We start from the raw sequence: 22,445 nt of genomic DNA, 5'->3' as shown, positions 1-22,445 counted from the left end.
CTTAACTACTACTCTTACGCCATCGATTTCTTCGACCAACTTTAACAACAGATTCAGCTTTCACTGTCTTTTCACCTTGGTGAGGCAAAGGAATAATTTGTTGCTCTTCGTCGAAATATCTCCCTTGATAGCCGTTAATGCCTAACTCTATCAAGGTATTCTTTTCTTGTTTTGTCTCGACCCCAACCGCGATAACTTGGGTTGGAGAATCACCGCATGCCCCTATTAAACTTCGGACAAACAGCTGGTTCTCATGCCTTTGATCGATTTTCTTAATTAAGCTCCGATGAAGCTTAATATAATTAACCTTCAAATCCTTTATGTAGTGCGTGCTAACTATGGTTCGCCCAGCTTGGCCAACAATGACTTTACACCCTAATCCTCGCAGCATCTTTGCCACCGGTCTCATATAATCAAGATGAGCAATAAGGTGACCTTCTGGAAATTCAAAAGCCAGCTGAGATCGATGTTGAGCTGAGAGCTGTAATAACTCGCTCCTAAACCACTTAAAATGCTGTTTACTCGCAAACGGAGTGACATTCAGGTTCACTGAGTAGTTAATCGATTGAGTTGATTCTTTCAAAGATTTCAACAAAACCTTCAACACGGATTGGTCCATTTGAGCTTGATAACCCACTTGCTCTACCGCAGGCATAAATCGAGACGATTTCAATAAACCTTTGTCAGGATCCTGAATTCTAGTGAATATTTCTCTATGTAATTCATTAGCTTGACCAGATTCCGGCATAAGGTAACACCGCTGAGCAAAGATTACCAAATTTTCAGGAAGCAGGGCTTTATCGAGTAATGTTCTCCAACGGACGCTGCCTCTATCAAGCTCATTTTTATTCTGTTTAGGATAACGGCTCCAGTTGTTAATACGTTCCAACTGGGCACTCTTTAGTGCGGTTTCCGTTTCATCCATAATCTGGCTATGACGCTCACCCTCGGTATACATGGTCACACCGATATGGCACCAGTTATCCGACTCTAATGGCTCCGGTGGGGTTAGCTTATCTAACTGCCTTAAACATTGAGCTGCCAAGGTCGCAATATCTTTTGCTCCCTGATGCGGGATAAATACCGCAAAGTCGGCTTCGTAATAACGAGAGAAAATAACATCAGGGTAGCGCTGAACGATATTCGATAAGACTTCACCGACTTCAATAATAAAGCCGTCGGTCACTTGCTTGTCATTGGCATCACGAACTTGTTCCCACTCATCGATACGAATTAACAACACACCACCACGAGCGCCACTTTCATGCAGTGCCGATTCAAGCTTGTTATCGAATAGCACTCGGTTGGCTGTACCAGTAAGTTTATCTAAGAAAGTATGAGTACGAATGAAGGTATCAAAACGGCTACGCTCTTGGCGTGCATCTTTCAGCTCTTCAATTAACACATCGAGTGCTTCACTTGCCGTAAAGGGCCACTCTCGCTCATCGCCTCTGGCATGCGCTTCAACTTGCCCTGCAAGGATCATCCTTCCGCGCTCTTCCAACATTTCAGAGCCCATTAATTGCTCTTTCAACCATCGAACACCACGAGCCAAACAGAAGATGATCAAAGCAACCGCTAAAGTAATCGACCACATCGCTTCTATTGAGTAGTTGTAACCAATATAAGGAGGCAATGCTTTGAATTCGATTTGGTAACCTTCATTACGCTCTAACGTGAAGCTTTTCTCATAGAGGCGATTCGGATCAATTTGTGGAGAAGTATCTTTGAAGCGGTAAACAATGCCCGTCTTATTTGAGAGTTTCATCTCAACGATATTGCTAGCCTGCAACATCTTAGGCATCCAACGCTGCATTGAGTACGCAGCATCTGGATCTTCCATCTCTTTATCTACAACGTCGACTATTCCCACCAAATAATGGTCTAAATATTCCTGCCCGATGCGCTTGAACGAAAGGGTGCCACCTATAAAAAGAATGAACATCGCACTGATAACTATCACCGTGACAAATGCGACCAATCGGGTGCTCAATTTTAGCGTGGGGGTATATCTCATGAATAACGAAATCCTTTTCAACTCACATTATACCGTATTGCTACTTATACTATAAATTGACGTTGTAAATAAAGCGTTAAGAATTCTAGGTAACAAAAAGCCGCGATGAACGCGGCTTTTCCAATTTAATACTGTCTTTATAATATATTAAAAACAGGGCTTAAAATGGGATGTCATCATCAAAATCCATCGGTGGCTCATTATATTGAGGTTGAGCCTGCTGAGGAGCTTGTTGTTGAGGTGCTTTCTGCTGTTGAGCAGGAGCACTATATTGTTGCTGCTGCTGTTGTGGCTGTTGTGGCTGTTGTGGTTGACCCCAACCACCTTGCTGTTGGTTGTTACCCATACCACCTTGAGCACGGCCGCCAAGCATTTGCATTACACCATTGAAGCCTTGAACAACCACTTCAGTTGTGTAGCGATCTTGACCGCTTTGATCTTGCCATTTACGAGTTTGAAGTTGACCTTCAATGTAAACTTGAGAACCTTTACGTAGGTACTCACCAGCAACTTCAGCTAGCTTGCCAAACAGAGCAACACGGTGCCATTCTGTTTTTTCACGCTGTTCGCCAGTTGCTTTATCACGCCATGACTCTGACGTTGCAATGGTAATGTTCGCTACCGCGCCGCCATTAGGCATGTAACGAATTTCTGGGTCATTACCTAGGTTACCCACTAATATAACTTTGTTAACTCCACGGCTAGCCATGATTTGCTCCGTCTAAATTCATAGTCTCAGAAAATTTTTAGCGCACAAGAATAGCATGCTTTTCTGCTGTGATAAATCGCTTCCTATTCTCACTCCACCACAAAGAATAAAAACGTAACAAATCATGATATTCAGAGCGATGTTGCTTTTTTCTCCACTTACAAACCACTCATTTACTTTGGGAATTGATATTCAACGCAAGTCACTACTATTGCACTAGAGAAGCCAAAGCGTGCATGACAACGTGAAATCTCACCCAACTTAAACACGGAGTTTCAATGAGAAAATCTCGATACGCTCGCACTTTACACTTTCTGTGCATCGACCCGAGTGACACTTACCTACATGTAAAAGAGATAGAAAAACACTTATCCATCATTCTCTACAAAATGACTCCGGACGACTTAATGCTAGTCGACAGAAAGCAGAGTAACCGCATCCTGCTTGTCGACTATAGGGAGGTACCACAACTACTTATTATCTGTCCCAACCTAACCGTGATGTGGAAAAACCATGAGATCATTTTATTCAATGTTCCACAACAGCTGCCGACTTCAGAGCTTCTAACCTACGGTGTATTAAAAGGTCTCTTTTATAATACCGATAAAAAAGACAAGATAGCTCATGGCCTTCAAGAAGTGATTGATGGTGATAACTGGCTACCAAGAAAAGTGACCAATCAACTGCTGTTTTACTACCGTAATATGGTCAATACCAACACAACACCAACCAATGTCGACTTAACTATTCGAGAGATTCAGGTTATTCGTTGCCTTCAATCCGGCTCATCCAACACACAAATCGCCGATGACTTGTTCATTAGTGAGTTCACGGTCAAGTCTCACCTCTATCAAATATTCCGTAAGTTAGCGGTTAAAAATAGAGTCCAAGCCATCGCTTGGGCTAACCAGAACCTACTTGCATAATTGATCCGCCTCTTAAACTGACGATAATTTTGAGGGAAGCTCTAATAAACCATAGGTATTGTTGCTGAATTTTCGACATAACTTATGCTAGAGTTGCCCTCAGAAATATCAACCACTCAGGTTGAATCAATAATTATTATAGATAAAGGGTCTTATCATGATCAAAAAGTGCCTTTTCCCGGCAGCTGGCTACGGTACACGTTTTTTACCAGCAACTAAGTCAATGCCGAAAGAAATGATGCCAGTTGTGAACAAGCCGCTGATTGAATACGGCGTAGAAGAAGCAATCGAAGCTGGTATGGACGGAATGTGTATTGTTACTGGCCGCGGTAAGCACTCAATCATGGATCACTTCGATAAGAACTACGAGCTTGAGCATCAGATCAGCGGTACCAATAAAGAAGACCTTCTCGTTAATATCCGTGAAACGATTGAAGCAGCAAACTTCACTTACATTCGTCAACGCGAGATGAAAGGTTTAGGTCACGCAATCTTGACGGGCCGTGAGCTTGTGGGTGATGAACCATTCGCAGTTGTGCTTGCCGATGACCTTTGTGTGAACGAGCAGCAAGGCGTACTGGCTCAAATGGTTGCACTATACAAGCAGTTCCGCTGCTCTATCGTTGCAGTACAAGAAGTACCTGACGAAGAAACACACAAGTACGGTGTTATCTCTGGCGAGATGATCAAAGACGATCTTTTCCGTGTCGATGACATGGTCGAGAAACCTGAACAAGGTACAGCACCAAGCAACCTAGCGATCATTGGTCGCTATATTCTGACTCCAGATATCTTTGAGCTGATCGAACAGACTGAACCGGGTAAAGGCGGCGAGATCCAAATTACCGATGCATTGCTTAAACAAGCAAAAGCGGGCTGTGTATTGGCTTATAAATTTAAAGGCCAACGTTTTGATTGTGGTAGTGTTGAAGGCTACATCGAAGCAACAAACTACTGCTTTGAGAACCTATACAAGAAAGACCAAAAGCAGATCGAGTTGGGTAAACACTCAACAAAGAAAGAAGCATAACGACTATTTAAGAAATAGCGTTTCAAATGTTAAAAGGGTGGCTCTTTGAGTCGCCCTTTTTTGTTTACTGTTTTTTTATCCAGTAAAACTTTGCACAAATCTCACTCTATGTAATACTTTAGCCACTTAAAATTACATGGTCTGTTGAGATGGATAAAATAGAAATTAGAGGCGCTCGTACGCATAACCTCAAAGACGTTAACCTAACGATTCCCCGTGATAAACTCACGGTTATCACCGGGTTATCCGGTTCAGGAAAGTCGTCACTTGCGTTTGATACTCTCTACGCAGAAGGGCAACGTCGCTATGTTGAGTCTTTGTCTGCCTACGCTCGCCAATTTCTATCTCTTATGGAAAAACCCGATGTAGACCACATCGAAGGTTTATCTCCGGCTATCTCGATAGAGCAAAAATCGACGTCTCATAATCCTCGCTCAACCGTAGGTACCATTACCGAAGTCTATGATTACCTGAGACTACTTTATGCTCGAGTGGGCGAACCTCGCTGTCCAGATCACAATATTCCTCTTGCCGCGCAAACTATCAGCCAAATGGTGGACAAGGTACTAGAGTTACCTGCAGGCTCAAAGATGATGTTACTGGCGCCGATCGTTAAAGAGCGCAAAGGCGAACATGTAAAAACACTTGAGAACTTAGCCGCTCAAGGTTTTATTCGCGCGCGTATTGATGGTGAAACTTGTGACCTATCCGATCCACCAGCACTAGAACTTCATAAGAAACACACGATAGAAGTGGTGGTTGACCGATTTAAGGTTCGCCCTGATCTACAGCAACGCTTGGCTGAATCGTTTGAAACAACACTGGAGCTATCTGGCGGTATTGCAGTTGTTGGCTGGATGGACGAAACAGATCAAGAAGAGATCGTGTTCTCAGCAAACTTCGCTTGTCCCAAGTGTGGTTACAGCATGCAAGAGCTTGAGCCTCGCTTGTTCTCATTCAACAACCCAGCAGGCGCATGTGGTACGTGTGATGGACTTGGTGTTCAACAGTATTTTGACCCAAGTCGAGTGATTTTAGATGAGAACCTAAGCATTGCTGAAGGTGCGATTAAAGGTTGGGATCAAAAGAACTACTACTATTTTCAGATGCTAACATCACTGTCAGAGCATTATGGTTTCGATCTGTTTGCGCCGTTTAACTCTCTACCCAAGAAGACTCAAGAGATCATTCTCAAAGGCTCCGGTCGCACTGAAGTTGAATTCAAATACATCAATGATCGTGGTGATATCCGCGTTAAGCGTCACCCGTTTGAAGGTATTTTAAATACGCTAGAGCGCCGTTACCGTGATACGGAATCAAGTTCAGTTCGAGAAGATCTTGCTAAATACATCTCAACGAAGTCATGCTCAAGCTGTGACGGTACTCGCCTGAGATTAGAAGCTCGAAATGTATTTATCGGCGATACAACACTGCCTGAAATCGTTGAGCTCAGCATTGCTGATGCACTGCAATTTTTCCAAGAGTTGAAATTAGACGGTCAGCGTGGACAGATCGCTGATAAAGTGATGAAAGAGATCAATGACCGCCTACATTTCTTGGTTAACGTTGGTTTGAACTACCTTAATCTATCACGCAGTGCTGAAACTCTGTCTGGCGGCGAAGCACAACGAATTCGTCTAGCAAGTCAAATCGGTGCTGGTTTAGTGGGTGTTATGTATGTATTGGATGAGCCGTCAATTGGCCTCCACCAGCGTGATAATGAACGTCTACTGCAAACCTTGGTTCACTTGAGAGACTTAGGCAATACGGTGCTTGTTGTAGAACATGACGAAGATGCTATTCGCTGTGCTGACCATGTCATCGATATCGGCCCGGGCGCTGGGGTTCACGGTGGACATGTCGTGGCAGAAGGCACCATGCAAGACATCATCGACAACCCGAACTCTTTAACCGGCCAATATCTAAGTGGCGTAAAAGAGATTGAAGTACCAAAACAACGAACACCAATCGACAAGAAGAAAGTCGTAGAGATCGTTGGAGCGACAGGCAACAACCTTAAAAATGTCACTGCAACCATTCCTGTGGGACTATTTAGTTGTATTACGGGTGTGTCGGGTTCAGGTAAATCGACACTGATTAACGACACCTTCTTCAAAGTCGCTCACACTCAACTTAATGGTGCAACCACAGCAGTACCGGCAAAACATAAAAAGATTAAAGGGTTAGAGCATTTCGATAAGGTAATCGATATTGATCAAAGCCCAATAGGACGCACACCAAGATCAAACCCTGCAACCTATACTGGAATCTTCACTCCTATTCGTGAACTGTTTGCCGGCACACAAGAGTCACGTTCACGCGGTTACAAAGCGGGAAGGTTCAGCTTTAACGTGCGTGGCGGACGCTGTGAAGCATGTCAGGGCGATGGTGTTATCAAAGTAGAAATGCACTTCTTACCGGATGTGTATGTACCGTGTGATGTATGTAAAGGTAAGCGCTACAACCGTGAAACACTAGAAGTTCGTTACAAGGGTAAAACCATTGACGAAGTTCTTGAGATGACTGTTGAAGATGCGCGTGAGTTCTTTAATCCAGTTCCAGTGATTGCACGTAAACTGCAAACATTAATGGATGTGGGTCTTTCTTACATTCGCTTAGGCCAAGCGGCAACCACCTTATCTGGCGGTGAAGCACAACGTGTTAAATTAGCTCGCGAGCTGTCTAAACGAGATACAGGCAAAACCTTATACATTCTCGATGAACCAACAACAGGTCTTCATTTCCACGATATCCAGCAACTATTAACCGTGCTGCATCGACTACGTGATCACGGCAACACTGTTGTAGTCATTGAGCACAATCTAGATGTCGTAAAAACAGCTGACTGGATCTTAGATTTAGGTCCAGAAGGCGGACAAGGCGGTGGTGAGATTGTTGCAGAGGGTACACCTGAAGATGTGGCACTAGTCGAAGGTTCACATACTGCTCGCTTCCTTAAGCCTATGTTAAATTTAAACTAGGTGTAAAATAGCGCCCTGCGAGCAGACAGAAAAATGTTAAAGTAACAGAGCTTGTTTCAAAAGGAACAAGCTCTGTTTTTATAAGGTTAGGGATTTATGGCAACAATACATACTAGCGGTACCCAGCTAGAAAATCAGATCACTCAGTTACCACTCAACAAAGCATTCCTCGCTTCATTAGCTGTTGTGTTCTTACTCGCCATGCATTTTTTCATGCCTAATCCCGGTGGCTCTGGCCTTGCTCTCTCTTTTAACCCTACCACTTGGTTAGCACTGAGCTTCACCTTAGCCATTGGCTTTTATCAACTAGCGACCAATCGAGTACTCAAGTATTCCAAGTTAACCATAGGCTTACTGATAAGCTGCGTGATACTCACATTGCCGATTCTATACAGCAATGCTTCACCGGAAGGGGCTTCGGGTCGATTACTTGGGTTATGGGCAGGTTTTGCTTTATTCGTAGTCCTTCAGCAGTTCAAATTCAGCAACAAACACAAACAACGTATGCTGTGGTTCATCGTACTCGCTGTCGTCATACAAGCGCTATTTGGTTATATGCAATATTTTGTATTAGAACCAGGTAACTTATTTGGCTACAACACAGCAGCTAATCGCCCTTACGGAATATTCCAGCAACCCAATGTAATGGCTAGTTTTTTAGCAACTGGTTTTGTGATTTCTGCTTACCTTTTAGCAAGACAGCCCGCTAAGTATAATCACAAGATCAGCGAATCGTTTTTACTCTACCTAACCCCAACGTTAACCGTGCCACTGCTGATTATCATCGCGTCACGCACAGGGTGGTTAGCGGCACTCATAGGCTTTGTGTGTATTCTGCCTTACCTTTACAAATTCTCGACCAAGAAACGCTTCTACGGATGGTGCACATCCGTTGTTGTCGGTATCGTGGTTGCGTTTACCGTAATAAACCTTAGCACTACAGATAGTATCGCTAGCAAGAAAGCGAACTTAGAAAGCCCTCGCGCTTACACTTTCCCGCAAACGTTAGATATGTTGGTAGAGAAGCCATTTACTGGTTACGGCTATGGCAAATTTGAATCAGAGTACACTCTATATACGGCTCGCCAACATCAACTGAACTCAAATTATCATCCGGGGCTTCCTTCTATGGATCACCCGCACAATGAGTTTCTATTTTGGGGTGTTGAAGGTGGCATAGTACCAATAATAGGCATCTTGATTGCCGCGGTGTTAGTGATGTCTCGTATAGCAAGTTCAGCTAAGGGCACGCGCCTAGCATTGCTCGCGTTATTTATACCTATACTCTTGCACTCTCAGCTTGAGTACCCGTTTTATCATTCGGCGATTCATTGGATAACCTTCATCATTTTGATTTACTGGGTGGATCAGCGTGCTTCACGTCATTATCAGCAACCGTTCAGTATCATCAGTAAAACCTTGTTTAGAGTGAGCAGCTTGGTGTTACCGATCCTAGTGAGCTTTTATATGCTGAGCGCACTGCACACTAACTATGTACTGACTAAGTTCGAGCTATCTAAACCTAAAAACCCAGATATTCTCAAACAAGTAACTAACCCAGTCGTTTGGAAGGATCGCTACGATTGGGACATCTACAGCACTTACCTCAACATTGGTCTCTACAAACCCGATCCTAGCCTTATCCAACCTTATATCGATTGGTCGCTAGAAATCATAAAGAGTAAACCAAGACCTGCTTTCTACAGTAACTTGATTCTTGCTTATCAAGGGCTCGGAGAGGAAAGCAAAGCGGAACAAATCCGCAGCGAAGCGAAATTTTTATTCCCTAACAGAGACTTTTCAAAGGTTCAGTATAAGAAAATATCTCAAGCTGAGAACAACGTCTCGTCGGCAGAGTAGTTAGCAACTAATTAGGTATGACTTCCGCGTCTTATCTTTAGAACAAACACAAAAAAGCGCACGATCTCTCGTGCGCCTTTCTTTTTAATTTCAGTTTATTACAGCTATTTCAAAACATCTTTTAGCGCTTTTAGGCACAACGCGACATTCTCTTTTCGCGCACCGTAGCCCATCAGACCAATACGCCACGCTTTGCCTGCCAAAGAGCCAAGTCCCGCACCAATCTCTAGATTATATTCTTCTAGAAGCTGAGTTCTAACTTTTGCTTCATCAATCCCTTCAGGGAAATAAAGCGCATTAAGTTGTGGTAAGCGACTCTCTTCATCAACCACAAACCTTAACCCTAGTGCTTCTACACCTTCTTTCAACTCTTGGTGCATAGCATGATGGCGAGACCAAGCATTATCTAAGCCTTCATTTCTTAGTAGCACAAGAGACTCATGCAGCGCATAAAGACTGTTTACAGGTGCAGTATGATGATAGCTACGCTTACCTTCGCCACTCCAATAACCTAATACCAAGCTCTGGTCTAGGAACCAACTTTGTACTGGTGATTGGCGCGCCTTCATTTTATCAACTGCACGTTGAGAGAAAGTCACTGGAGATAAACCCGGCACACAAGATAGACATTTTTGACTACCAGAATAAACCGCATCGAGCTGCCACTCATCGACCAACAGCGGAACACCACCTAATGAAGTTACAGCATCAACAATCGTCAATGCATCAAACTGACGAGCAACCGCCGAGATAGCTTGAGCATCCGATAGCGCTCCAGTTGATGTCTCGGCATGCACAAACGCGACAGCAACAGCATCGGGGTTTTCTGTCAATGCTTGTTCAACCTTTTCAACTGAAACGGGCTTGCCCCACTCGTCATCAACAAGGATTGCTTCACCACCGCAGCGAACAACATTCTCGCGCATACGCTCACCGAAAACACCATTACGGCAAACAATGACCTTTTCACCAGGCTCAATCAAGTTAACAAAACAGGTTTCCATACCTGCACTACCCGGTGCAGAAACGGCAATCGTAAATTCATTTTCCGTTTGGAAAGCATATTTAAGAAGCTGTTTAAGCTCATCCATCATCGCAATAAACAGCGGATCTAAGTGACCTATTGTCGGACGGCTCAAAGCCTGTAGCACTTGAGGTGAAATATCAGAAGGACCTGGTCCCATTAACGTTCGGTGTGGTGGATAAAAGCTATCGATAGCAGTAGTGTGTGTTAAATTAGACATGTACATCCCTTACGTTAATGTTGTGAACAATCCACCCTAAAGCAAATTGATTACCTCAGCAATTAGCCATAAGTATTGAGGTCAAACCACTGTCACATAATTGTTAAAATTATTTTTCAATTATCTCAAGTTACGGATTGACATTGTTACCGCAAACACGTTCAATGAAATGGCTATCTAGCAGAAGAGGAGCACTGCCCAGGCAGATGTTTTGTGGAACCGCATTTCCAATACAAAACATTTATGGGGAGCAGTGCCGAGATAATAAAAGGATGCAGGACCTTTATTATCGGTTGAGCGGGCTGAATCCCTTCAACTGTCGCCATTTCTATATGGTGAAGAGCTTCTGAGGTTACTATTCTAATAATTCCTCTCTTTTTGCTCTAAAACTCTCTTCGAAAAACATCGGACGTTGGATTACCCAACCGTAATTTTATTTTAGGAAGTCGTGGGAGATATATCGTGAGTGCATCTAATGTAGCTGGTTCTTTTAATGTCGCTAAGTTTGGTGGAACAAGTGTTGCCAACTTTGAAGCAATGAGCCGTTGTGCTGCCATTATTGAAAACAACTCAAATACGAAACTGGTCGTAAGTAGTGCATGTTCTGGCGTGACTAACTTGCTTGTTGAATTGGCGAATGGTGTTCAAGACAAAGCTCGCCGACAAGAATTGATGACGCAATTAGCCGACATCCACAATGCTATTCTTGACCAACTTACTGACCCAATCAGCATCGAAAAAGAAGTTCACAGCATTCTTGATGACATTGCGAGCGCAGCAGAAGCCGCATCATTTCAAGCAAGTACTAAGCTGACTGATCACCTTGTAGCATGTGGCGAGTTGATGTCGACACACATCCTTGCCCAAATCCTTCGCGAGCGCGGAACACCTGCGGTTCGCTTTGATATTCGAGAAGTGATGCGCACCAATGATGACTTCGGCAAAGCAGAACCTCAACTAGAAGATATTGCCGCTTTAGCAAAAGAGAAACTAATTCCACTATGCCAGCAACAAGTTGTCGTAACCCAAGGCTTTATCGGTGCTGATAGCGAAGGTAACACCACGACCCTAGGCCGCGGTGGCAGTGATTATTCAGCTGCGCTGATTGCAGAATCTGTACAAGCGATTGGCTTAGAGATCTGGACTGATGTTCCGGGTATCTATACTACCGATCCACGCATTGCTCCTAAGGCCTCTCCTATCCCAGAAATCAGCTTCAGTGAAGCATCGGAAATGGCAAACTTCGGTGCGAAGATCTTGCACCCTTCGACTCTCGTTCCTGCACTGCGCCATCAAATTCCAGTCTTTGTCGGTTCTTCAAAAGCACCAGAATTAGGTGGAACTTGGATTCGCCAGCAAGTAGAAAGCTCTCCTCTATTCAGAGCACTTGCCCTACGCTGCAACCAAACCATGGTCACGCTGCGAAGCGCTAATATGTTCCATGCTTACGGTTTCCTTGCGAAAGTGTTCGAGATCCTTGCTAAACATAAGATCTCCGTCGATCTTATCACTACATCAGAGATCAGCGTTTCACTTACGCTGGATCAAACAGACACATCAGGTGGTGCTCCCGAGTTACCAGAAGCAGCGCGTATTGAGCTTGAAGAACTGTGTTCTGTCGATATTGAGCATGACCTATGCCTGGTTGCTCTTATTGGTAACAACATGAGCGAAAGCAAAGGCTATGCAAAGCAAGTATTCGGCACTCTAGAAGACTTCAACCTGCGAATGATTTGTTACGGAGCAAGCCCTCATAACCTGTGCTTCCTGCTGAATGAGTCTGTTTCTAAGTTAGCGATTCAGAAACTTCACCAAGAATTATTTGAGTAGAAAGCCCGTTTATCATCGACAGATAGATAACTAAACCACAAATACAAAAAGGGTTGCTATTAAGTAACCCTTTCTCTTTTTTACTTTACGAATCAAAGCTCGTCATAGATTCAAACTAGTTAATGTTTGGACCTAACCATTTCTCAGCTTCCAACATATCCCAGCCTTTACGATCGGCATAGCTATCCACTTGATCCTGTTGAATCTGTGCAATAGCAAAGTATCGAGCATCTGGGTGTGAAAAGTACATACCAGACACAGAAGCACCAGGCCACATCGCATAGCTCGACGTTAATGACATATCAATCGCTTTCTCAACGTCCATTAACTCCCACAACGTACCTTTCTCGGTATGCTCTGGACAAGCAGGGTAACCTGGAGCAGGACGAATGCCTTGGTATTTCTCACGAATCAAATCATCGTTCGATAAGTCTTCATCTGGCGAGTAACCCCAAATATCCTTTCTCACTTCTTTATGCAGGTACTCCGCGAACGCTTCAGCCAATCGATCAGCGACCGCTTGAATCATGATAGCATTGTAATCATCGCCATTCGCTTTGTATTCATCAGCCAATTCACGTTCACCAATACCGCCAGTTACCGCAAAACCACCAATCCAGTCCGCTTTACCGCTCTCTTTTGGAGCAATGTAATCAGACAAGCAGTAGTTAAAGCCTTTTGGTTTCTCTGTCTGTTGGCGAAGGTTATGCAAAACTTTCAATACCTCAGTACGAGATTCATCGGTATACACTTCAATGTCATCACCGACACTATTCGCAGGGAACATGGCACACATACCGCGAGCTTCAAGTAGCTTTTCTTTCTCGACACGGTCCAGTAGATCGTTAGCGTCTTTGAATAAACGCTTCGCTTCTTCGCCCACTTCTTCATGCTCAAGAATCGCAGGGTACTTACCAACCAAAGACCATGTCATGAAGAATGGCGTCCAGTCAATGTAGTTACGCAGCGTAGCCACATCGAAGTCATTGAATATGTGTATTCCCGGTTTGGCTGGTGCCGGTGGTGTATAAGCATCCCAATCGATCGCCACTTTATTAGCACGAGCTTTTTCAAGTGTCACAGGCTTAGTGCGAGGCTTCTTACGGTTATGTTGATCACGAACGCGATCATAATCGATATCCAACTTCTCAACGAAAGCAGGTTTCAATTCATCAGAGAGTAGTGAGGTACACACACCCACAGCACGAGAGGCGTTATTTACATAAACCACTGGCTCAGAGTAGTTTTGCTCAATCTTCACCGCGGTGTGCGCTTTAGAGGTGGTTGCACCACCAATCAAGAGAGGAAGCTTAAAGCCTTGTCTTTCCATCTCTTTGGCAACGTGGACCATTTCATCAAGAGATGGCGTGATCAAACCAGATAAGCCGATAATGTCGACGTTCTCTTCTTTAGCGACCTTAAGAATCTTTTCACAAGAAACCATCACACCTAAGTCGATAATTTCGTAATTATTACACTGCAAAACCACGCCAACGATATTCTTACCAATATCGTGCACATCGCCTTTAACGGTCGCTAACAGGATCTTACCGTTAGTCGCACCCACTTCTTTGGATGCATTGATGAACGGTTCTAAGTGTGCAACAGCCTGTTTCATTACACGAGCAGATTTAACTACCTGTGGTAAGAACATCTTACCTTCACCAAATAGGTCACCTACAACGTTCATGCCGTCCATTAGCGGACCTTCAATCACTTCAATAGGACGAGAGGCATTAACGCGAGCTTCTTCGGTATCTTCAACTATAAAGTCGGTAATACCTTTAACCAAAGAGTGCTCTAAGCGCTTCTCTACAGGCCAAGTTCGCCATTCTAGAGCTGACTTATCTTCAACTTTACCAACAGCTCGCTCTAGGTACTCGGTTGCCATATCAAGCAAACGTTCTGTCGAATCATCACGACGGTTTAGTACTACATCTTCAACAGCATCACGTAGGTCTTCTGGAACGTTATCGTAAATTTCTAGCTGACCAGCGTTTACAATGCCCATATCCATACCATTTTTAAAACAGTGATATAGGAATACTGCGTGGATTGCTTCACGAACGTAATTATTGCCACGGAATGAGAACGACACGTTCGACACGCCACCAGAGATCATCGCATGAGGAAGGTCACGCTTGATATCCCCCACTGCTTCAATGAAGTCGACCGCATAGTTGTTATGTTCATCAATGCCAGTCGCAACCGCGAAGATATTCGGGTCAAAAATAATGTCTTCAGGTGGGAAGCCAACTTCATTAACAAGAATGTTGTAGGCATTAGTACAGATCTCGACTTTGCGTTCTCGAGTATCAGCCTGACCAACTTCGTCAAAAGCCATCACGATGACGGCTGCACCATAACGACGAACCAACTTAGCTTGCTCGACAAATTTATCTTTGCCTTCTTTCAGAGAGATAGAGTTAACGATACCTTTACCCTGAATACACTTAAGGCCAGCTTCGATAACTTCCCATTTTGAAGAGTCGACCATTACTGGTACTTTTGAAATCTCAGGTTCAGAAGCACATAGATTGAGGAATTTAACCATGCACGCTTCAGCGTCCAACATCCCTTCATCCATGTTGATATCGATAATCTGAGCGCCATTTTCAACTTGCTCGCGAGCGACACTCAAGGCTTCATCGTAAAGCTCTTCTTTGATCAAGCGTTTGAAACGGGCAGAGCCAGTCACGTTTGTACGTTCACCAACGTTTACAAACAGAGATTCTTTCGCGATGGTCAGAGGTTCTAAACCGGATAGACGACACGATACTGGTAGGTCGGGTAATTGACGAGGGGTAACACCTTCAGCCGCTTCCGCCATCTGGCGAATATGCTCTGGCGTGGTACCACAACAGCCACCAATCAAATTCAAGAAGCCACTTTCAGCCCACTCCTTAACGTGCTCTGCCATATCTTCAGGTGAAAGATCATACTCACCAAATGCGTTAGGCAAACCTGCATTAGGGTGAGCAGAAACATAGCTCTCAGAGATACGAGACATCTCACCGACATACTCACGCAATTCGTCAGGGCCTAATGCACAATTCAAACCAAACGAGATAGGCTTAACATGACGAAGGGCGTTGTAGAAAGCTTCTGTTGTTTGGCCTGAAAGTGTACGACCTGATGCATCAGTAATGGTACCTGAGATCATTACAGGTAAAGTGATACCCACTTCTTCGAAAACAGATTCCACAGCAAAAGCACACGCTTTAGCGTTTAGTGTATCGAAGATAGTTTCAATAAGAATTAGGTCTGAACCGCCTTTAATAAGCGCGCGAGTCGATTCAGAGTAAGCTTCGACCAATTCATCAAAGCTAACATTACGATAACCCGGATCATTAACATCTGGAGAGATAGAACAAGTACGGTTAGTCGGACCTAATACACCCGCCACAAAGCGAGGTTTTTCTGGGGTCTTTGCCGTCCACTCATCAGCCGCTTCACGGGCAAGTTTAGCGGCAGAAAAGTTAATTTCTTCACTAAGGCTTTCCATATCATAGTCGGCCATAGCAATGGTTGTCGCGTTAAAGGTATTGGTTTCGAGGATGTCAGCCCCAGCTTCCAAATATTGTAAATGGATATCTTTAATAAGCTGAGGTTGTGTCAGCACTAAAAGGTCATTGTTACCTTTTAGGTCACTATGCCAATCAGCAAAGCGTTCACCACGATAGTCTTGCTCTTCCAATTTATAGTCCTGAATCATGGTGCCCATGCCACCATCAATCAGTAAAATTCGTTGCTTCAACAGAGCTTCAATCTTTTGCCTTACATTACTTCCCACGGTACAACCTCATTCCTTTAATTATTCCTCCATCCTATCACACATTAAAAAGGAGTCTAGACGTCTAAAAAAGGAAATTGATTACCGACTCATGACAAAAAATGTTTGCTATTTGAGCATGAGACAACGAAAATTCACATTCATACTTTGTTACATGTTGGAATCCCAATGTCGGTTTATTACACCTTATGCTTTTTATCCGCAGCGGCAATGCTCATTGCTTTCGTGAATACCAAAATTGGTAAAATGCAGACAACCATCGCCATCACTGCTGGCTCAATGATGCTGTCTTTATTGATTATCATTGCAGGACAAAATAATTGGTTCCAACTGGCTGACATCGCCTCAGAAACAGTTGCCAGCATCAATTTTGAAGACTTCCTACTCAAAGGAATACTCGGCTTCTTACTTTTTGCTGGCGGTTTGGGGATTAAATTACCTAACCTAAAAGATCAGAAGTGGGAAATAACAGTACTCGCGCTTGGTGCAACGCTGTTTTCGACATTCTTCATTGGCTTTGTACTCTATGGATTCTGTCAATTCATCGGTATTCAATTTGATCTAATTTACTGCCTACTATTCGGCTCTCTAATCTCTCCAACTGACCCGATTGCCGTTTTAGCAATAGTAAAGAAACTCGACGCTCCCAGACGAATCTCAACTCAAATCGAGGGAGAGTCTCTATTTAATGATGGCTTTGGCTTAGTTATCTTCGTAACTTTATTCACCATTGCATTCGGAACAGAAGCGCCTACAGTAGGCAGTGTGACAATGTTATTCGTCCAAGAGGCTATTGGCGGTATCGTCTACGGATTTGCTTTAGGTTTGATATTCCATTATCTGATCAGTAACACCGATGACCACTCGATGGAATTACTGCTAACCATCGGCATCCCGACGGCCGGTTATGCTTTCGCAGAAGTTCTACATGTGTCAGGTCCATTAGCGATGGTGGTATCAGGCATCATGATCGGTAACTGGACGCGCTTTATCGGATTCTCTAAGGAGAGTGAAGATCACCTAGACCACTTCTGGGAATTAATTGATGAGTTCTTAAATGGCGTTCTATTCCTATTAATCGGTATGTCGATGCTGCTGTTCAAATTCCACCAAGAAGACTGGATTTTAATGGCATTCGCAGTCCCTCTAGTATTGAGTGCACGGTACCTAAGTGTTTTCTTGTCCTACATCGGATTCAAACGCTTTAGAACATACAATCCGTGGTCGATTAAGATTCTAACTTGGGGCGGCTTACGCGGCGGCTTAGCATTAGCAATGGCTCTTTCAATACCATCTGGTATCTGGGTGATTGAAGATAAACTCATCGATGTAAAAGAGATCATCCTAGTAATGACCTATGCTGTTGTTGTGTTCTCGATTTTGGTTCAAGGTTCAACGATTACTCCTATGATAGAGAAAGCAAAGCAAGCTGAGAAAGAGTTAGATTAACACTCCGAATTTGTGAACATAGGCCGCTTACTTAAGCGGCCTTTTTTACATCCATTTATCGCCCTCGTCTCAAATAACCATATTCGTCTTGTCTTGCTTCAAAATTCTCACAGTTCTCTGTTTTATTTTGGACACTAAGAAATAACTAAATTCAATCATGACGTCTCTGCATCACCAAGTCATCAGCTGAGCTGATAATACCAACTAAACAAGATCTAAAGCAGCTAAGTTCAATGCCTATAATTCGCTTTGATAGAACCCAAAGCTATAAAAATATAGATATGAGGGTTAATAGGCTAAATGACCATTAGTAACCTAAACCAGTAATTTCAAATCAAGTGAAAGTGGTGAGAAGCGAGAGAGGAGCGAATCGTTCTAGAGTTAAAGACAAGAGTAACGATGTCTTAAGCTAGCTAAAACACGTGATACCTCAGAAAAAGAGGTGAAACAGAATAAAGCCTAAGTATCCGGCAATCGACTACTCCGGTGAAGGACGCGATCTGCAAGGCGTTAATTGATTTACTCCATTAGATAAACGCCAAGAAGCTAAGATGTTCGCTGTAGAAGCATAGCCCTAAGAGGATTAAGGCTTACCTCTAACCACTTTGAAAAAGCGACATATACAAAAAAACCTCAGCATTTCTGCTGAGGCTTTAGATATGGCAGGAGTGGAAGTTTAGACCTCCAAACGCGCGCTATTTTGGTAAATTGGGGAATCCGCAGCTCTTAAAATGCATTAGATTCAAAAAGCAAAAAGGCTCTAGCATTTCTGCTAGAGCCTTAAATATGGCAGGGGTGGAGAGATTCGAACTCCCAACACGCGGATTTGGAATCCGCTGCTCTGCCAATTGGAGCTACACCCCTAAAACTTTATCTTACTTCAGATTCGAAAAAACCTCGCACTAGGCGAGGTTATCGAATAAGTGGCGGAGTGGACGGGACTCGAACCCGCGACCCCCGGCGTGACAGGCCGGTATTCTAACCAACTGAACTACCACTCCGCAGTGGACTACTTGTCGTCGCTGACAAGTCGTTCATAATTTAAAGCCTGGCGATGTCCTACTCTCACATGGGGAAGCCCCACACTACCATCGGCGCTATTGTGTTTCACTTCTGAGTTCGGCATGGAATCAGGTGGGTCCACAATGCTATGGTCGCCAAGCAAATTTTGCTTTTACTTTCAGTTTTTTAAAAACTGAAGGCAAAATAATCTGGAAAACTGTATTTAAAAGTGTCTCTTCAAACTCATTCAAGGTCTGTCTTTGAGTCCACAAAACCCCTTGGGTGTTGTATGGTTAAGCCTCACGGGCAATTAGTACAGGTTAGCTCAATGCCTCGCAGCACTTACACACCCTGCCTATCAACGTTCTAGTCTTGAACAACCCTTAAGGACGCTTATAGCGTCAGGGAAAACTCATCTCAGGGCTCGCTTCCCGCTTAGATGCTTTCAGCGGTTATCGATTCCGAACTTAGCTACCGGGCAATGCCATTGGCATGACAACCCGAACACCAGAGGTTCGTCCACTCCGGTCCTCTCGTACTAGGAGCAGCCCCCTTCAATTTTCCAACGCCCACGGCAGATAGGGACCGAACTGTCTCACGACGTTCTAAACCCAGCTCGCGTACCACTTTAAATGGCGAACAGCCATACCCTTGGGACCGACTTCAGCCCCAGGATGTGATGAGCCGACATCGAGGTGCCAAACACCGCCGTCGATATGAACTCTTGGGCGGTATCAGCCTGTTATCCCCGGAGTACCTTTTATCCGTTGAGCGATGGCCCTTCCATTCAGAACCACCGGATCACTATGACCTGCTTTCGCACCTGCTCGAATTGTCATTCTCGCAGTCAAGCGGGCTTATGCCATTGCACTAACCACACGATGTCCAACCGTGTTTAGCCCACCTTCGTGCTCCTCCGTTACTCTTTGGGAGGAGACCGCCCCAGTCAAACTACCCACCAGGCACTGTCCGTAATCCCGATTCAGGGACCAACGTTAGAACATCAAAACTACAAGGGTGGTATTTCAAGGACGACTCCACCACATCTAGCGACGCGGTTTCATAGTCTCCCACCTATCCTACACATGTAGGTTCAATGTTCAGTGCCAAGCTGTAGTAAAGGTTCACGGGGTCTTTCCGTCTAGCCGCGGGTACACTGCATCTTCACAGCGATTTCAATTTCACTGAGTCTCGGGTGGAGACAGCGTGGCCATCATTACGCCATTCGTGCAGGTCGGAACTTACCCGACAAGGAATTTCGCTACCTTAGGACCGTTATAGTTACGGCCGCCGTTTACCGGGGCTTCGATCAAGAGCTTCGACCGAAGTCTAACCCCATCAATTAACCTTCCGGCACCGGGCAGGCGTCACACCGTATACGTCATCTTACGATTTTGCACAGTGCTGTGTTTTTAATAAACAGTTGCAGCCACCTGGTATCTGCGACTCTCGTCTGCTCCATCCGCAAGGGACTTCACTGATAAGAGCGTACCTTCTCCCGAAGTTACGGTACCATTTTGCCTAGTTCCTTCACCCGAGTTCTCTCAAGCGCCTTGGTATTCTCTACCCGACCACCTGTGTCGGTTTGGGGTACGATTCCTTACAATCTGAAGCTTAGAGGCTTTTCCTGGAAGCATGGCATCAATGACTTCACTACCGTAGTAGCTCGACATCGTATCTCAGCGTTAAGAAAGTCCGGATTTACCTAAACTTTCCGCCTACATACTTGAACCTGGACAACCGTCGCCAGGCCCACCTAGCCTTCTCCGTCCCCCCATCGCAATTGTAAGAAGTACGGGAATATTAACCCGTTTCCCATCGACTACGCCTTTCGGCCTCGCCTTAGGAGTCGACTTACCCTGCCCCGATTAACGTTGGACAGGAACCCTTGGTCTTCCGGCGAGGGAGTTTTTCACTCCCTTTATCGTTACTCATGTCAGCATTCGCACTTCTGATACCTCCAGCAGCCCTTACAGACCACCTTCAACGGCTTACAGAACGCTCCCCTACCCCACGCACCCTAAGGTACGTAGCCGCAGCTTCGGTGTATAGCTTAGCCCCGTTACATCTTCCGCGCAGGCCGACTCGACCAGTGAGCTATTACGCTTTCTTTAAATGATGGCTGCTTCTAAGCCAACATCCTGGCTGTCTGAGCCTTCCCACATCGTTTCCCACTTAGCTATACTTTGGGACCTTAGCTGGCGGTCTGGGTTGTTTCCCTCTCCACGACGGACGTTAGCACCCGCCGTGTGTCTCCCGGATAGTACTTACTGGTATTCGGAGTTTGCAAAGGGTTGGTAAGTCGGGATGACCCCCTAGCCTTAACAGTGCTCTACCCCCAGTAGTATTCGTCCGAGGCGCTACCTAAATAGCTTTCGGGGAGAACCAGCTATCTCCAGGTTTGATTGGCCTTTCACCCCTAGCCACAAGTCATCCGCTAATTTTTCAACATTAGTCGGTTCGGTCCTCCAGTTGATGTTACTCAACCTTCAACCTGCCCATGGCTAGATCACCTGGTTTCGGGTCTAATCCTAGCAACTGTACGCCCAGTTAAGACTCGGTTTCCCTACGGCTCCCCTAAACGGTTAACCTTGCTACTAAAATTAAGTCGCTGACCCATTATACAAAAGGTACGCAGTCACACCACGAAGGTGCTCCTACTGCTTGTACGTACACGGTTTCAGGTTCTATTTCACTCCCCTCACAGGGGTTCTTTTCGCCTTTCCCTCACGGTACTGGTTCACTATCGGTCAGTCAGTAGTATTTAGCCTTGGAGGATGGTCCCCCCATATTCAGACAGGATATCACGTGTCCCGCCCTACTCGTTTTCACTGATGATGAGATGTCGATTACGGGGCTATCACCCTTTATTGCGGCACTTTCCAGAGCCTTCATCTGTCTCATTAAAAGCTTAAGGGCTAATCCAATTTCGCTCGCCGCTACTTTCGGAATCTCGGTTGATTTCTCTTCCTCGGGGTACTTAGATGTTTCAGTTCCCCCGGTTTGCCTCCTGTTGCTATGTATTCACAACAGGATACTTACTTATGTAAGTGGGTTTCCCCATTCAGGAATCCCAGACTTAAAGGTTATTACTACCTAATCTGGGCTTATCGCAAGTTATTACGCCTTTCATCGCCTCTGACTGCCAAGGCATCCACCGTGTACGCTTAGTCACTTAACCATACAACCCGAAAGGGTCTCTGTTTTACTTTCACTTTTGAAAAGTGAAAACAAACTAGTATGGCAACTAACCAAGGTTTTTGGTTGTCATTAAGAAGGGTTAATTCTCAATGACTGTTTGCCGGACTCAATGTGATTCAAACGAATTTGAATCGAATACAAGACACTTGAATGTGTTTGTTGTGTTTATACCGTTCTTATTAACTAAGAGCAGATAAACATTGAGAACTTTTAAATTTGATTGAATTACTCGTAAGTAATCAATCAGTCAGCTTTCCAAATTGTTAAAGAGCTTGATTTCTTTCGAAACCATTTTTAAAGATTCTTAGGGAAAAACCCTTAAAGATGGTGGAGCTATGCGGGATCGAACCGCAGACCTCCTGCGTGCAAGGCAGGCGCTCTCCCAGCTGAGCTATAGCCCCAT

10 protein-coding genes, 3 tRNA genes and 2 rRNA genes are annotated in these 22,445 nt (G+C 44.6%); 6 read left to right on the top strand and 9 right to left on the bottom strand.

What is annotated here, in order from left to right; all coding sequences use genetic code 11:
- Position 1 precedes the first annotated feature (1 nt).
- Both csrD and L0992_01695 read right to left on the bottom strand, forming a co-directional pair.
- Positions 2–2,017 (bottom strand): RNase E specificity factor CsrD, encoded by a 2,016-nt coding sequence (csrD, locus tag L0992_01700; GenBank protein XGB67449.1) that lies wholly within the window; start codon positions 2,015–2,017, stop codon positions 2–4.
- Positions 2,018–2,177: 160 nt separating this feature from the next.
- Entirely contained in the window at positions 2,178–2,726 is a 549-nt protein-coding gene (locus L0992_01695) for a single-stranded DNA-binding protein (protein XGB67448.1), read from the bottom strand.
- A 278-nt stretch (positions 2,727–3,004) separates the two neighbouring features.
- Here L0992_01695 and L0992_01690 point away from each other — a divergent pair, with 278 nt between their 5' ends.
- The 4 genes from L0992_01690 (at position 3,005) to L0992_01675 (ending at position 9,523) form a co-directional block, all read left to right on the top strand.
- A complete protein-coding gene (locus L0992_01690; protein XGB67447.1) occupies positions 3,005–3,652 on the top strand; it encodes a LuxR C-terminal-related transcriptional regulator in 648 nt (215 codons plus the stop codon).
- 157 nt (positions 3,653–3,809) lie between these two features.
- The gene (gene galU / locus L0992_01685; protein XGB67446.1) at positions 3,810–4,682 is read left to right on the top strand and encodes a UTP--glucose-1-phosphate uridylyltransferase GalU; all 873 of its coding nucleotides are present in this window, start codon (positions 3,810–3,812) and stop codon (positions 4,680–4,682) included.
- A 149-nt stretch (positions 4,683–4,831) separates the two neighbouring features.
- Positions 4,832–7,663: an excinuclease ABC subunit UvrA gene (gene uvrA, locus L0992_01680; protein XGB67445.1), complete on the top strand. Its 2,832-nt coding sequence runs from the start codon at positions 4,832–4,834 to the stop codon at positions 7,661–7,663.
- A 96-nt stretch (positions 7,664–7,759) separates the two neighbouring features.
- On the top strand, positions 7,760–9,523 hold the full coding sequence (locus L0992_01675; GenBank protein XGB67444.1) for a PglL family O-oligosaccharyltransferase: 1,764 nt from the start codon (positions 7,760–7,762) through the stop codon (positions 9,521–9,523).
- Positions 9,524–9,627: 104 nt separating this feature from the next.
- Here the strand turns inward: L0992_01675 and L0992_01670 are convergent, their stop codons facing one another.
- Positions 9,628–10,767, bottom strand: coding sequence for an alanine--glyoxylate aminotransferase family protein (locus L0992_01670; GenBank protein XGB67443.1), 1,140 nt, complete (start codon positions 10,765–10,767; stop codon positions 9,628–9,630).
- Positions 10,768–11,229: 462 nt separating this feature from the next.
- On the opposite strand from L0992_01670, the gene lysC reads away from it, so the two are divergent.
- Positions 11,230–12,597 (top strand): lysine-sensitive aspartokinase 3, encoded by a 1,368-nt coding sequence (gene lysC / locus L0992_01665; GenBank protein XGB67442.1) that lies wholly within the window; start codon positions 11,230–11,232, stop codon positions 12,595–12,597.
- 115 nt (positions 12,598–12,712) lie between these two features.
- On the opposite strand, the gene metH is transcribed toward lysC, so the two are convergent.
- Positions 12,713–16,390, bottom strand: coding sequence for a methionine synthase (gene metH / locus L0992_01660; GenBank protein ID XGB67441.1), 3,678 nt, complete (start codon positions 16,388–16,390; stop codon positions 12,713–12,715).
- 168 nt (positions 16,391–16,558) lie between these two features.
- Between metH and L0992_01655 the strand changes: the two genes are divergently transcribed.
- Entirely contained in the window at positions 16,559–17,839 is a 1,281-nt protein-coding gene (locus L0992_01655; protein XGB67440.1) for a sodium:proton antiporter, read from the top strand.
- Between the two features lie 787 nt (positions 17,840–18,626).
- Here the strand turns inward: L0992_01655 and L0992_01650 are convergent.
- The 5 genes from L0992_01650 to L0992_01630 all read right to left on the bottom strand — a co-directional run bounded on the left by L0992_01650 (position 18,627) and on the right by L0992_01630 (position 22,443).
- Positions 18,627–18,703 (bottom strand) — tRNA-Trp (locus L0992_01650).
- A gap of 60 nt (positions 18,704–18,763) precedes the next feature.
- Positions 18,764–18,840: transfer RNA gene (locus L0992_01645), tRNA-Asp, on the bottom strand.
- 45 nt (positions 18,841–18,885) lie between these two features.
- Positions 18,886–19,001 (bottom strand): 5S ribosomal RNA (rrf, locus tag L0992_01640).
- Between the two features lie 129 nt (positions 19,002–19,130).
- Positions 19,131–22,022 (bottom strand): 23S ribosomal RNA (locus L0992_01635).
- Positions 22,023–22,367: 345 nt separating this feature from the next.
- Positions 22,368–22,443: transfer RNA gene (locus L0992_01630), tRNA-Ala, on the bottom strand.
- Positions 22,444–22,445 lie beyond the last annotated feature (2 nt).

The sequence above is a fragment of the Vibrio pomeroyi genome (genome assembly GCA_041879425.1).
GTDB classification, from domain to species: Bacteria; Pseudomonadota; Gammaproteobacteria; order Enterobacterales; family Vibrionaceae; genus Vibrio; species Vibrio pomeroyi_A.
This window is presented reverse-complemented; position numbering and strand designations above follow the sequence as displayed.

Excerpts from the sequence above, each read along its gene's own strand:
- csrD (XGB67449.1), bottom strand. The coding sequence starts at position 2,017 with ATGAGATATACCCCCACGCTAAAATTGAGCACCCGATTGGTCGCATTT.
- L0992_01695 (XGB67448.1), bottom strand. The coding sequence starts at position 2,726 with ATGGCTAGCCGTGGAGTTAACAAAGTTATATTAGTGGGTAACCTAGGT.
- L0992_01690 (XGB67447.1), top strand. The coding sequence starts at position 3,005 with ATGAGAAAATCTCGATACGCTCGCACTTTACACTTTCTGTGCATCGAC.
- galU (XGB67446.1), top strand. The coding sequence starts at position 3,810 with ATGATCAAAAAGTGCCTTTTCCCGGCAGCTGGCTACGGTACACGTTTT.
- uvrA (XGB67445.1), top strand. The coding sequence starts at position 4,832 with ATGGATAAAATAGAAATTAGAGGCGCTCGTACGCATAACCTCAAAGAC.
- L0992_01675 (XGB67444.1), top strand. The coding sequence starts at position 7,760 with ATGGCAACAATACATACTAGCGGTACCCAGCTAGAAAATCAGATCACT.
- L0992_01670 (XGB67443.1), bottom strand. The coding sequence starts at position 10,767 with ATGTCTAATTTAACACACACTACTGCTATCGATAGCTTTTATCCACCA.
- L0992_01655 (XGB67440.1), top strand. The coding sequence starts at position 16,559 with ATGTCGGTTTATTACACCTTATGCTTTTTATCCGCAGCGGCAATGCTC.